Here is a 12,317-nt window from a genome sequence, read left to right as displayed (position 1 = left end):
ATCATCTGATGGATGCGTTCACCCTGGTCCTGTTGCATGGCTTCATGGGCCGCAGTGACGACTGGAAGGCAGTGATCGGTCATCTGCCGGCCGGGGTTCGGTGCATCGCCCCCGATCTACCCGGGCATGGCCACGCCCCCCTGGCTCCCACCGGGGCACACCGGCCATTCGAGGCCTACTGTGAACAGGTCTGGAGCGGGCTGGAGGCACAATTGCCGGATCGCTTCGCCCTGGCCGGGTACTCCATGGGCGGACGCATTGCTGCCTGGCTGGCGGCGCAACACTCCGACCGGATCACGGCCCTGGTTCTGGAAGGCGCCCACCCGGGGCTCAACAGTCCTGCTGACCGCCAGACACGCCTGGATCACGACGAGACCTGGGCGCGGCGTCTGGAACAGGGTCCCTGGCCCCATGTGCTGGATGCCTGGTATCGCCAACCCGTCTTCGCCTCCCTGGATGACGCCCGCCGCCGGAACTTCATCGCCCTCCGCGCCCCACAGGACCCTCAGTGCCTTGCCCGGGCATTACGTGCCGGCAGCCTGGGTCATCAGCCCCCGCTGATCCCCGGGGTGGCGGGGCTGAACATCCCGCGCACCTTCATCTCCGGGCGCCAGGATGAAAAATTCTCCGCCCTGGGCGAACGCTGGTCCCAGGGCTGCCCCGGCCTTGAACTTGTCAAACTGGATGGTCTGGGGCATAACTGCCACGCCGAGGCCCCGGAAACGGTGGCCCGCATCATTCATCGCACCTGCTGTGGCCAGCAGACCGTTACCAAGAGCATGCACAGCCCATGAGTACAGCCAGCACCTCCAGCATCATCCCCGCCGCCGACTGGCAGGATCACAGTGGCGCCTTCCAGGATGTCCTCTATCACAAGGCGGAGGGGATCGCGAAGATCACCATCAACCGCCCCCAGGTGCGCAATGCGTTCCGGCCGCTCACCGTCAAGGAGATGCAGCAGGCCCTGGCCGATGCCCGCTTCGACGAGAACGTGGGCGTGATCATCCTCACCGGCCAGGGCGACCTGGCCTTCTGTTCCGGCGGTGACCAGCGGGTGCGGGGCGACTCCGGCTACAAGGATGACCAGGGCGTGCATCACCTGAACGTGCTGGACCTGCAAAAGGACATCCGCTCCTGCCCCAAGCCGGTGATCGCCATGATCGCGGGTTATGCCATCGGCGGGGGTCATGTGCTGCACCTGATCTGTGACCTGAGCATCGCTGCCGAGAATGCCCGCTTCGGCCAGACCGGCCCCAAGGTGGGTTCCTTCGATGGCGGCTTTGGTGCCAGCTACATGGCCAGCGTCGTGGGCCAGAAGAAGGCCCGGGAGATCTGGTTCCTGTGCCGCCAGTACAACGCCCAGGAGGCCCTGGACATGGGCCTGGTGAACACGGTGGTGCCCCTGGAGCAACTGGAACAGGAAACCGTGGCCTGGTGCCGCCAGATCCTGGAACACTCCCCCATCGCCCTGCGCATGCTCAAGTCCGCCTTCAACGCCGGCACCGACGGCCAGGCGGGCATTCAGGAACTGGCGGGCAATTCCACCATGCTCTTCTACATGACCGAAGAAGGCCAGGAAGGTCGCAACGCCTACCTGGAAAAGCGCAAGCCGGACTTTGGCAAGTTCCGGCGCCAGCCCTGAGTGCTCTCGAATAGGTAGCCCCCGTGGGAGCGGCCTTGGCCACGAAGTCCCGAACAGGCGAAGCCCCAGAGTATCCCGACCGTCTCGGGGGGGTGGGGCTGGGAGCGGGTGTGCGCCGCATGGAAGCGGCGCCCAAGTCTACAGGGATGTATTCACGACGTCCCGCGGACAGACTCACCCCCCCGAGACAGTCCCGCCCCGACAGTGAGCCCAGACACGGAGATCTCGGTGGGCACAGCTTCGCGGCCAGGACCACTCCCGGGAAGGCATCGGCTGCGAGGGTCCCATGAACTCAAGTGCCGACCCAGCCCTGACACGCCTCACCCTCTGGCACTACCGCCTGCCCCTGCGGGAGCCCCTGGCCCTGGGCCCGTGCACCCTGCCCCACCGGGAGGGGCTGCTCATGGAGTGGCAGGGCGCGGATCAGCGGGTCATCTGGTCCGAGATCAGCCCCCTGCCGGGTTTCAGCGATCATGACCTCGCAGCCTGCACCCACCAGTTACAGTGCCTGCTCCATGGGACAGGTTCGCTTGAGGATCGACTGAACCCCGGGCACCCCGGACTCTTTCCGGAGGTACGCTTCGGCCTGGAAAGCGGGCATCTGCAATGGTCCATCCCCCTGCCCCCGGCCCAGCCCCTGCCCCGTTGCCAACTGCTGCGCCACGACGCTGACCCGCGCACGGTCCCACAGACACCCTGCATCAAGCTCAAGGTGGGTCGTGCACCGCCTGCCGAGGATGCGCAGCGCATTCAAGGGTTGATCAGGCAGTTACGGGACGGCCAGCAACTGCGCCTGGATGCCAACCGTAGCTGGACCCTGGACACAGCCCGGGATCTGAGCAAGCGGATCGATCACCGCCATGTGGCCTTCATCGAGGAACCCCTGCTGCCCGGCAGTGATTATGGAGCATGGTTCACCGCCACCGGCCTGCCCTTTGCCTGGGACGAGACCCTGCGGGAAACCTCCGTCACCGCCATCGAGGCCCGACTGGACACCCCCGGCCTGGCGGCTCTGGTGATCAAGCCCATGCTCACCGGCCTTGGGCGCGCCGAGGGCTGGGTCCGGGCCGCCAGGGCGCGCGGGCTGGGCGTGGTACTCAGTGCCGCCTATGAGAGCAACCTCACCCTGGACCTGTACACCCGCCTGGCCGCCCACTGGGGCCTCACTGGCCCTCAAGGCCTGGACACCTTCGAGCCCTTCACCCACGCCCTCATCGAACCCATCCGCAGCCAGCCCGAACATGCTGCCCGGCCGGTACTGGGCCGTGAGGATCTGCACTGCCTGGGGCACTGGACATGACCCCTGGTGCTGATCACACCCTGCCCTGTCTGCTGGATGAGGCGGCACGGCGATGGCCCGGGCAAACAGCCATGGTCCTGCCGGGGCAGGCCCACCTGAGCTTTGCCCGGTGGTCGGAAAGCGTCACCGAGCGGTCCTTGTCACTCAAGGCACAGGGGGTGATGCCCAACCAATGGGTTGTACTGAGCGCCGACCGCAGCCCGGACACCCTGACGGACCTGTTCGCCGTGCTGCGCACCGGAGCGCGCCTGCTACCGGTGAACCCGGCCATGCCGCTGGCCTCCCTGGAAGCACTCGTGCGGGCTCATGCCATGCCCTGGTGGATTTCCACACCCGGGGCGGCGGTCCATGCTGCCCCGGGCGCTGATACGAGCCCCACCGCCGGTGTGCACCCTCCAGCCCCGACACCCACCGAAGAACTTCAACACACCTTCCCGGCAGATGACATCCGCACCGGCGTACTCACCTCCGGGTCCACCGGTCAGCCCAAGGTGGCGATGCACAGCTACGCCAATCATGTGCTGAGTGCCGAAGGGGCCAACCAGGCCATCCCCCTGGCACCGGGGGATCGCTACCTGCTCTCCCTGCCCCTGTTCCACGTGGGCGGGCTGGCCATCCTGTTTCGCTGTCTGCTGGGGGGCGCATCCCTGGTGACGGGAGGACGGGCCGAAGACGCGGATCACCTGGCAGCCACCGGTGTGACCCATCTCTCCATGGTGGAAACCCAACTGCAGCGTCTGCTGGAACAGGACCGGCCTCTGCCCCGGCTCAAGGCCATCCTGCTGGGCGGCGGGCCGGTGCGCCCTTCCCTGCTGGAGGCCGCGCGAGCGCGGGGTCTGCCCTGCTGGATGAGCTATGGCCTCACCGAGATGAGTTCCCAGGTGCTCAGCCAGTCCCCCGGGGGATCGGTCCAGGTACTGGCGCATCGGGAGTGCCGGGTAGATGAGGCCGGCGAGCTCCTGGTACGCGGCGGCACCCTGTTCAAGGGTTATCTGCGTGACGGCGCCACCGACCCGGCCACCGATGCCAACGGATGGTTTCACACCCGTGATCTGGGCCACTGGAACCACCACGGCCTCAGCATCACCGGACGACTGGACAATCAGTTCATCAGCGGTGGCGAAAACATCCAGCCCGAAACGGTGGAACAGGCGCTTCATCAGCACCCGCATGTGATTCAGGCCGTGGTGGTGCCCCGCCCGGATCGGGAGTTCGGCCAGCGGCCCGTGGCCTTTCTGAAGGTCCACACCCCCGTGGAGACCGAGGCGCTTCGCATCTGGCTGCGCGAGCGACTGCCCCCCTTCATGGTCCCCGTCGACTTCCAGGTGCTGCCCTCACAGTCCGGGATGAAGATCAGACGGCAGGAACTCACCCAAAGGGCCGAGGCCAAGGGGGCCCGGGTGCTGTATCCTGAAGGACAAACACCCTCTTGAGAGAGTGGCCCATGTGGAAACGCCCTGTCGACCTCGACGCCCTCAATGACATCACCCGGGACACCTTGATGCAGTCCCTGGGGATCCGCATCACCCGAATCACCGATGATGCGGTCCATGGCACCCTGCCCGTGGATGAGCGCACCCGCCAACCCTTCGGCCTGCTCCATGGCGGGGCCTCGGTGGCGCTGGCCGAGACGCTGGGCAGCGTGGGGGCGCATCTGGCCTCGGCACCGGGCTACATGGCCGTGGGACTGGAGATCAATGCCAATCACCTGCGACCGGCCCGCCAGGGTCAGGTGACCGGCTGTGCCCGTCCGGTGCACGTGGGCAGTCGCACGCAGGTGTGGGAAATCCGCATTCGGGACGATCAGGAGCGGGAGATCTGCATTGCTCGACTCACCACCATGCTGACGGAGGCGCCGGCCGATACCAGGAGCGCATGATCAGGGTGCCACACCCCATCGGGGAGCCGCTCCCACGGGGGCCTCCTCTGTAGGACGGGGGTGGGCTTGAGCCCCAAAGGGGCAACGGTAGTGACTGCTGCAGGACCATTAGGAGGGGAGGTTTTCATGGCAACAGACAACGAGCATATCCACGGCGAGGGCGAGCGGGACGAACGTCCCATCACCCTGGTCTTTGGCGCCAGCGGCTACATCGGCTCCAATCTGGTTCCCCGGCTCCTGGCCTCCGGCAAGGCCCGTGTGCGCGCCTGTTCCCGGCGCCTGAGCGTACTCCAGGCGCGGGGCTGGGATGATGCAGAACTGGTCGCCGCCGACGCCCTCAAACCCGAGACCCTCGCCCCGGCACTGGAAGGCGTGACAACGGCCTATTACCTGGTGCACTCCATGGGGGCCGGGAAATCTTTCGGCCAGCTGGATGTTCAGGCAGCCCGCCACTTCGCAAAGGCTGCCGCCGACGCGGGTGTCCAGCGTATCGTTTATCTGGGTGGTATCGCCCCGGCCTCTGCCCGCAGCGAACATATCGTCTCCCGACGTCAGACCGGAGACGAACTGCGGCGCGGTCCGGTCCCGGTCACCGAGCTGCGCGCCGGCATCATTGTGGGCCCCGGCTCCGCCGCCTTTGAAGTGATGCGTGATCTGGTGCTGCACCTGCCGGTGATGGTCACACCCAAGTGGGTCTCGCGCACCTCACCGCCCATCGCCCTGGACAATCTGCTGGAATACCTGCAGCGGGCGCCCGACGTGCCTGAAGCCGCCGGTCGCATTCTGGACACCGGCGGGCCGGAGTACCTCACCTATGGTCGCATGATGCGCATCATGGCCGAAGAGGCGGGGCACAAGCCGCCGTTGATCATCCCCGTGCCCCTGCTCTCGCCCAAGCTCTCCTCCTACTGGCTGCGTCTGGTGACGTCAGTGCCCACCTCCATCGCCCGGGCCCTGGTGGAAGGCCTCAAGGAGAACTACGTGGCCGAGGATGAGGAGACCCGACGCCTCATGCCCCAGGAGCTGCTGGATTTTCGCAGCGCCGTGCGCGCGGCCTTCGAAGCCGAAGCGGAAAATGCCCTGGCCGCCCGCTGGACCGAGGGCGCGTTCATGTTCCGGGACTACCGCCTGGACTACAGCTACTACGCCAAGACGGCCGGCGGCTCTGCCGTGGCCGATGCCCCCGTGGAGTCGGTCTGGTCCGTGGTCACTGCCATTGGCGGCGAAAACCGGTATTTCGCCTACAACCCGCTGTGGAAGATCCGCGAAGTCACCGACTGGATGCTGGGTGGCCCCGGTCGCAATTATGGCCGTCGCCATCCCACGGAACTGCGGGTGGGCGACATGGTGGACTCCTGGCGCGTGGTCGGGCTGGAACCAGGGCGGCGCCTGACCCTGGGATTCGGCATGCGGGTGCCGGGGGCGGGCGTCCTGGAAATCGATCTGGCGCCGGAGGGGAACGGAACCCGCATCAACGTGACCAACTACTGGCACCCCGCCGGAGTGTGGGGACTGCTCTACTGGTACGCCATGGCCCCGGCACATCTTTTCGTGTTCACCGGCATGGCCCAGGGCATCGCCCGGCAGGCAGAAACCGCAGCCCGTGCAAGCACTTGACCCCCGGGGCCGTCTTTGACATAACCCTTGCGTCATCGTGCATACTCGGGCGCTACTGCACCACAGCAAGCCCACGGGGGTCATAACCATGCCGGTCATCGATCACGACATGATCTTCCCGGCGGAACCGGATGAAGTCTTTGCCCTGATCCGCCGGGTGGACGAGTTTCCACGTTATGCCGACGCGGTGGAGTCGGTCACGCCGCTCAATGACACCACCTACCGCTGGAAGGTCCGGGCCAATGGCATGGTATTCAGTTGGGATGTGGCCATCGTTGAAGAAGAGCCTCCCCACCGACTGACCTGGAAGTCGCTCAGCGGCATCCGCAACACCGGTCGCTACCGTCTGAGCCCCGTCCCCGGGGGCACGCGGGTGAAACTGTCGATCGAGTATCATCTGCATAATCGTCTGCTGGACAAGACCGTGGGGCGGGCCGCCCGTCCCCTGGTGCATCACATCAGCGGTCAGGCCTTCGAGCGCGTGCGCCGGGCACTGATCGAGGATCAAGCCAAAAACACATCGGCCCAGGCAGGGAACACCGAAACACCCCGGCAAAACTGAAGCCTCTCCGGGCCAAGATCCCAAGGGATACCCCTGAATGGAAAAGCAGCAACGCATCATCCAGATGTTCAACGACATCTCGCCGACCTATGACCGGCTCAACCGCATCCTGAGTTTCGGGGTGGACCGGCGCTGGCGTCGCAACGGCTGCCTGGCGGCCCTCAAGGCCCATGGCCGCCCGGTAAGGCACCTGGTGGACGTGGCCACAGGCACCGGTGACCTGATCCTGTTCTGGCGGGAAGCCGGCAAGGCCAGTGGCATCACCATCGACCGCGCCACCGGCGTGGACCCGGCCATCGGCATGCTCACCCTGGCCCGGCGCAAGGTGAAGAACGCCGACTTCCAGGAAGCAGAGGCTACGGCCCTACCCATGGAAGATGGCACGGCCGACATGGTGAGCATCAGCTACGGCATCCGCAATGTGGTGGACGTGGACGGTGCACTGCGGGAGTTCCATCGCGTACTGGAACCCGGCGGCCATGTACTCATCCTGGAATTCATGAGTCACCCGGAATCCACCCTCATGGACCGCATGAGCCGCCTGTACATGAACAAGGTACTGCCCAAGGTGGGTGCCATGATCTCCAAGGACAACCAGGCCTACACCTACCTGCCGGAATCCATCCAGGCCTTCTTCAGCACGGAACAACTGGTGGAAAAACTCACCACCGCAGGCTTTGAGATGGTGCAGGTCAAGGACGACACCTTCGGCATCTCCACGCGCTTCATCGCCCGCAAGCCGGGCTGAGTGGCCACACCGGCCTGCCTTTCTGAATCACCTCATCACCGATCCAATCATCCACGGGGAATTCGCTCATGCGAGTGGCAATCATCGGGGCCGGCATCAGCGGCCTGAGCACGGCCTTCTACTTCAATCGCTCCAGAAGCGATGCGGAACTGCACATCTTCGAAGCCAACGCCCACCTGGGCGGCACCATGCACACGGTGAACAAGGACGGCTTCCTGTTCGAGGAGGGCGGTAACGGCTTCCTCAGCAACAAGCCGGACATGCTCAAGCTGGTGGAAGACTGCGAGGGCGCCCATCTGCTCATGCGCAGCGAGGACGCAGCGCGCAAACGCTTCATCTACACCGATGCCATGCACCCGTTTCCCGACAGCCCGGGCAAGTTCTTCAAGTCCGGCCTGCTCAGCTTCCCGCAGAAACTGCGCGTGGCCGGTGAGGTCTTCACACCCGCCAAGCGCGACGACAGCGACGAGACCCTGCAATCCTTCGGCTATCGCCGCCTGGGCAAGGCCTTCACCGACGTCTTCCTGGATGCCATGACCGCTGGCATTTACGGCACCACCGCCGACCGTGTCTCCGTGCAGGCCGCCTTCCCCCTGGTGGCCTCCCTGGAAAAAGAGCACGGAGGCCTCTTCAAAGGCATGATCAAGCGCCGCAAGCAAAGCGCCGGACCCGGCGGGGTGCTGATGAGCTTCAAGGGTGGCATGAACACCATCGTCGACCACCTCAAGTCCAAGATCAAAGCCCAGTGGCATACGGGACACCCCGTGGACAAGATCACCGCCACGGAGACCGGCTATCAGCTCGCGGTGGGCGGGCAGACGCACGATTTCGATCAGATCATCATGGCAGTCCCCGCCTATGCGGCAGCCCCCATGCTCTCCGACCTGGATCCAGAATTATCCCGTCAGCTGGACGCACTGGATTATTCGCCCATTGCCGTCGTCGGCTTCGGCTGGAAGGAACTGGATCACCCGCTGGACGGCTTTGGCCTTCTCACCACCGCCAAGGCGCCACTGCCCTTCCTGGGCGTACTCTGGGACAGCAGCATCTTCCCTGATCGGGCACCCAAAGGCATGAAGAGCATCCGCGTCATGCTCGGTGGCCAGCGCGCGCCCCACAAGGTGGACCAGGATCCCGAAACCCTCATCCAGGAATCCCGCGAGGGGCTGGTCAAGGCCCTGGGCATCGACAAGGCCCCGGACGCCACCATCGTGAAGCGCTGGCCCAAGGGCCTCCCGGGTTACCCCGTAGGCCACATCGAAGCCGTTGATCGCATCATGGAGCAGGCCAGCCAGCACCGCGGCCTGCACCTGACAGGCAACGCCTTCCGAGGCATCGCCATGAACGACTGCGTGCGCAACGGCCGCCTCACGGCGGAGCAGGCGGCTCTGGTGGGTCGCGCGACCTGAGGGGCAGCGACCCTCACCCCAACCCCTCTCCCGCCAGCGGGAGAGGGGCTCAAGCAGGGGGATGCCCAGCCCTCCACCTCTTGCTCCCTTCTCCCTGCAACCCTCAACTCCCTTCTCCCCTGAGGGGAGAAGGGCCGGGCATGAGGGGAGGCGGCGGGCACAATGCCAGAAGCGTCGGAAGGGATGTGGCTGGATGTTTTTTACCCTGACGGCGGGCACGCAGCCTGAGGCCCCCCCAACCGCCGGGCATAAAAAAACCCCGACCGGGTAACCGATCGGGGTTTTGGGATAAGAGCCTGGCAGTGACCTACTCTCGCATGGGGAAGCCCCACACTACCATCGGCGCTGAGCAGTTTCACTTCCGAGTTCGAGATGGGATCGGGTGGTTCCTACTCGCCATGGCCGCCAGGCAAACTGGGTGTGATCCTTTTGGATCACCAATTCGGGAAAGTTCCAGGCTATGTTGTCATGTCATGTTGTGATGACCGCACACCCTCAAACTGCTTGGGTGTTATATGGTCAAGCCTCACGGGCAATTAGTACGGGTTAGCTTCACACATTACTGCGCTTTCACATCCCGCCTATCAACGTTGTAGTCTTCAACGACCCTTCAGGGGCATCAAGTGCCCAGGGAGATCTCATCTTGAGGAAGGCTTCCCGCTTAGATGCTTTCAGCGGTTATCCCGTCCGTACTTAGCTACCCGGCAATGCCACTGGCGTGACAACCGGAACACCAGAGGTACGTCCACTCCGGTCCTCTCGTACTAGGAGCAGATCCTCTCAAATCTCCGACGCCCACGGCAGATAGGGACCGAACTGTCTCACGACGTTCTAAACCCAGCTCGCGTACCACTTTAAATGGCGAACAGCCATACCCTTGGGACCTGCTTCAGCCCCAGGATGTGATGAGCCGACATCGAGGTGCCAAACACCGCCGTCGATATGGACTCTTGGGCGGTATCAGCCTGTTATCCCCGGAGTACCTTTTATCCGTTGAGCGATGGCCCTTCCATACAGAACCACCGGATCACTAAGACCTGCTTTCGCACCTGCTCGACGTGTCTGTCTCGCAGTCAAGCACCCTTACGCCTTTGCACGCACTGCGCGATGTCCGACCGCGCTGAGGGTACCTTCGCGCTCCTCCGTTACTCTTTGGGAGGAGACCGCCCCAGTCAAACTACCCACCACACACGGTCCCTGTCCTGGATAACAGGACGAGGTTAGAACTCCAAACATGCCAGGGTGGTATTTCAAGGTTGGCTCCACCGAAACTAGCGTTCCGGCTTCAAAGCCTCCCACCTATCCTACACAAGCAGGTTCAAAGTTCAGTGTGAAGCTGTAGTAAAGGTTCACGGGGTCTTTCCGTCTAGCCGCGGGTACACTGCATCTTCACAGCGATTTCAATTTCACTGAGTCTCGGGTGGAGACAGTGCCGCCATCGTTACGCCATTCGTGCAGGTCGGAACTTACCCGACAAGGAATTTCGCTACCTTAGGACCGTTATAGTTACGGCCGCCGTTTACCGGGGCTTCGATCAAGAGCTTCGCTTACGCTAACCCCATCAATTAACCTTCCGGCACCGGGCAGGCGTCACACCCTATACGTCCTCTTTCGAGTTTGCAGAGTGCTGTGTTTTTAATAAACAGTCGCAGCGGCCTGGTCTCTGCGGCCCCCAGCAGCTCCAGGTGCAAGACCCTTCACCACCAGAGGCGTACCTTCTCCCGAAGTTACGGTACCATTTTGCCTAGTTCCTTCACCCGAGTTCTCTCAAGCGCCTTGGGATTCTCACCCTGCCCACCTGTGTCGGTTTCGGGTACGGTCACTCTATACCTGAAGCTTAGAGGCTTTTCTTGGAAGCTTGGCATCGACCACTTCGCGCCACATGGGCGCTCGTCATCACGTCTCAGAATTGTGCCACCGGATTTTCCTGGAAGCACTCCCTACACGTTTAAACCGGACACCAACTGCCGGCTGATCTAGCCTACTCCGTCCCCCCATCGCAGTATAAAGCGGTACAGGAATATTAACCTGTTTCCCATCGACTACGCATTTCTGCCTCGCCTTAGGGGCCGACTAACCCTGCGCCGATTGACGTTGCGCAGGAAACCTTGGGCTTTCGGCGGATGGGGTTTTCACCCATCTTATCGTTACTCATGTCAGCATTCGCACTTCTGATACCTCCAGCATGCCTTACGACACACCTTCGCAGGCGTACAGAACGCTCCCCTACCACTTGACCATTAGGTCAAATCCGCAGCTTCGGTACATGGCTTAAGCCCCGTTGAATCTTCCGCGCGGGCCGACTCGACCAGTGAGCTATTACGCTTTCTTTAAAGGATGGCTGCTTCTAAGCCAACCTCCTGGCTGTCTGGGCCTTCCCACATCGTTTCCCACTGAGCCATGATTTGGGGACCTTAGCTGGCGGTCTGGGTTGTTTCCCTCTCCACGACGAAAGTTAGCTCCCGCCGTGTGTCTCCCATGCTCGCACTTCCTGGTATTCGGAGTTTGCAATGGTTTGGTAAGCCGGGATGGCCCCCTAGCCATAACAGTGCTCTACCCCCAGGAGTGATACATGAGGCACTACCTAAATAGCTTTCGGGGAGAACCAGCTATCTCCGGGCTTGATTAGCCTTTCACTCCTATCCACAGCTCATCCCCTAATTTTTCAACATTAGTGGGTTCGGGCCTCCAGCGGGTGTTACCCCGCCTTCACCCTGGCCATGGATAGATCGCCCGGTTTCGGGTCTAACGCAAGCGACTAAAGCGCCCTATTAAGACTCGGTTTCCCTACGGCTCCCCTATACGGTTAACCTCGCCACTCACGTTAAGTCGCTGACCCATTATACAAAAGGTACGCAGTCACCCCATAAAGAGGCTCCCACTGCTTGTACGCACACGGTTTCAGGTTCTATTTCACTCCCCTCTCCGGGGTTCTTTTCGCCTTTCCCTCACGGTACTGGTTCACTATCGGTCGGTAGGGAGTATTTAGCCTTGGAGGATGGTCCCCCCATGTTCAGACAGGGTTTCACGTGCCCCGCCCTACTCAGATTCATCAACATGGCCTTTTCGTGTACGGGGCTATCACCCTGTATCGCCGGACTTTCCAGACCGTTCCACTAAAACCATACTGACTTTTGGGCTAATCCGCGTTCGCTCGCCG

At 63.0% G+C, this 12,317-nt stretch carries 9 protein-coding genes and 2 rRNA genes (1 of these 11 running past the window's edge); 9 read left to right on the top strand and 2 right to left on the bottom strand.

All coding sequences use genetic code 11. The annotated features are described in order from the left end of the window. Positions 1 to 8: 8 nt before the first annotated feature. The 9 genes from menH to hemG all read left to right on the top strand — a co-directional run bounded on the left by menH (position 9) and on the right by hemG (position 9,157). Complete coding sequence (menH, locus tag ECTOBSL9_RS08250; protein WP_063466087.1) at positions 9 to 794, top strand: 2-succinyl-6-hydroxy-2,4-cyclohexadiene-1-carboxylate synthase; 786 nt, start codon at positions 9 to 11, stop codon at positions 792 to 794. Then, a complete protein-coding gene (menB, locus tag ECTOBSL9_RS08245) occupies positions 791 to 1,642 on the top strand; it encodes a 1,4-dihydroxy-2-naphthoyl-CoA synthase (RefSeq protein ID WP_063464641.1) in 852 nt (283 codons plus the stop codon). The genes menH and menB overlap by 4 nt, the downstream gene beginning before the upstream one ends. A gap of 286 nt (positions 1,643 to 1,928) precedes the next feature. Further along, positions 1,929 to 2,942: an o-succinylbenzoate synthase gene (gene menC / locus ECTOBSL9_RS08240; RefSeq protein ID WP_063464640.1), complete on the top strand. Its 1,014-nt coding sequence runs from the start codon at positions 1,929 to 1,931 to the stop codon at positions 2,940 to 2,942. Next, entirely contained in the window at positions 2,939 to 4,375 is a 1,437-nt protein-coding gene (menE, locus tag ECTOBSL9_RS08235; RefSeq protein WP_063464639.1) for an o-succinylbenzoate--CoA ligase, read from the top strand. The genes menC and menE overlap by 4 nt, the downstream gene beginning before the upstream one ends. An 11-nt stretch (positions 4,376 to 4,386) precedes the next feature. After that, on the top strand, positions 4,387 to 4,821 hold the full coding sequence (locus tag ECTOBSL9_RS08230; RefSeq protein ID WP_063464638.1) for a hotdog fold thioesterase: 435 nt from the start codon (positions 4,387 to 4,389) through the stop codon (positions 4,819 to 4,821). Positions 4,822 to 4,947: 126 nt separating this feature from the next. Then, positions 4,948 to 6,438 (top strand): DUF2867 domain-containing protein, encoded by a 1,491-nt coding sequence (locus ECTOBSL9_RS08225; RefSeq protein ID WP_063464637.1) that lies wholly within the window; start codon positions 4,948 to 4,950, stop codon positions 6,436 to 6,438. Between the two features lie 88 nt (positions 6,439 to 6,526). Then, positions 6,527 to 7,000, top strand: coding sequence for an SRPBCC family protein (locus ECTOBSL9_RS08220; protein ID WP_063464636.1), 474 nt, complete (start codon positions 6,527 to 6,529; stop codon positions 6,998 to 7,000). A gap of 37 nt (positions 7,001 to 7,037) precedes the next feature. After that, entirely contained in the window at positions 7,038 to 7,748 is a 711-nt protein-coding gene (gene ubiE / locus ECTOBSL9_RS08215) for a bifunctional demethylmenaquinone methyltransferase/2-methoxy-6-polyprenyl-1,4-benzoquinol methylase UbiE (protein WP_063464635.1), read from the top strand. Positions 7,749 to 7,816: 68 nt separating this feature from the next. After that, entirely contained in the window at positions 7,817 to 9,157 is a 1,341-nt protein-coding gene (hemG, locus tag ECTOBSL9_RS08210; protein ID WP_063464634.1) for a protoporphyrinogen oxidase, read from the top strand. A gap of 294 nt (positions 9,158 to 9,451) precedes the next feature. On the opposite strand, the gene rrf is transcribed toward hemG, so the two are convergent. Then, positions 9,452 to 9,567, bottom strand: a 5S ribosomal RNA gene (rrf, locus tag ECTOBSL9_RS08205). A gap of 105 nt (positions 9,568 to 9,672) precedes the next feature. Continuing rightward, positions 9,673 to 12,317 (bottom strand): 23S ribosomal RNA (locus tag ECTOBSL9_RS08200); it runs 242 nt beyond the window's last position.

Origin of the sequence: Ectothiorhodospira sp. BSL-9 (assembly GCF_001632845.1) — a bacterium.
Taxonomy (GTDB): Bacteria; Pseudomonadota; Gammaproteobacteria; order Ectothiorhodospirales; family Ectothiorhodospiraceae; genus Ectothiorhodospira.
This window is presented reverse-complemented; position numbering and strand designations above follow the sequence as displayed.

What these genes read in the sequence shown, in the direction of transcription:
- menE (WP_063464639.1), top strand. Translation starts at nt 2,939, where the DNA reads ATGACCCCTGGTGCTGATCACACCCTGCCCTGTCTGCTGGATGAGGCG.
- ECTOBSL9_RS08220 (WP_063464636.1), top strand. Translation starts at nt 6,527, where the DNA reads ATGCCGGTCATCGATCACGACATGATCTTCCCGGCGGAACCGGATGAA.
- menH (WP_063466087.1), top strand. Translation starts at nt 9, where the DNA reads ATGGATGCGTTCACCCTGGTCCTGTTGCATGGCTTCATGGGCCGCAGT.
- hemG (WP_063464634.1), top strand. Translation starts at nt 7,817, where the DNA reads ATGCGAGTGGCAATCATCGGGGCCGGCATCAGCGGCCTGAGCACGGCC.
- ECTOBSL9_RS08230 (WP_063464638.1), top strand. Translation starts at nt 4,387, where the DNA reads ATGTGGAAACGCCCTGTCGACCTCGACGCCCTCAATGACATCACCCGG.
- menC (WP_063464640.1), top strand. Translation starts at nt 1,929, where the DNA reads ATGAACTCAAGTGCCGACCCAGCCCTGACACGCCTCACCCTCTGGCAC.
- ubiE (WP_063464635.1), top strand. Translation starts at nt 7,038, where the DNA reads ATGGAAAAGCAGCAACGCATCATCCAGATGTTCAACGACATCTCGCCG.
- menB (WP_063464641.1), top strand. Translation starts at nt 791, where the DNA reads ATGAGTACAGCCAGCACCTCCAGCATCATCCCCGCCGCCGACTGGCAG.
- ECTOBSL9_RS08225 (WP_063464637.1), top strand. Translation starts at nt 4,948, where the DNA reads ATGGCAACAGACAACGAGCATATCCACGGCGAGGGCGAGCGGGACGAA.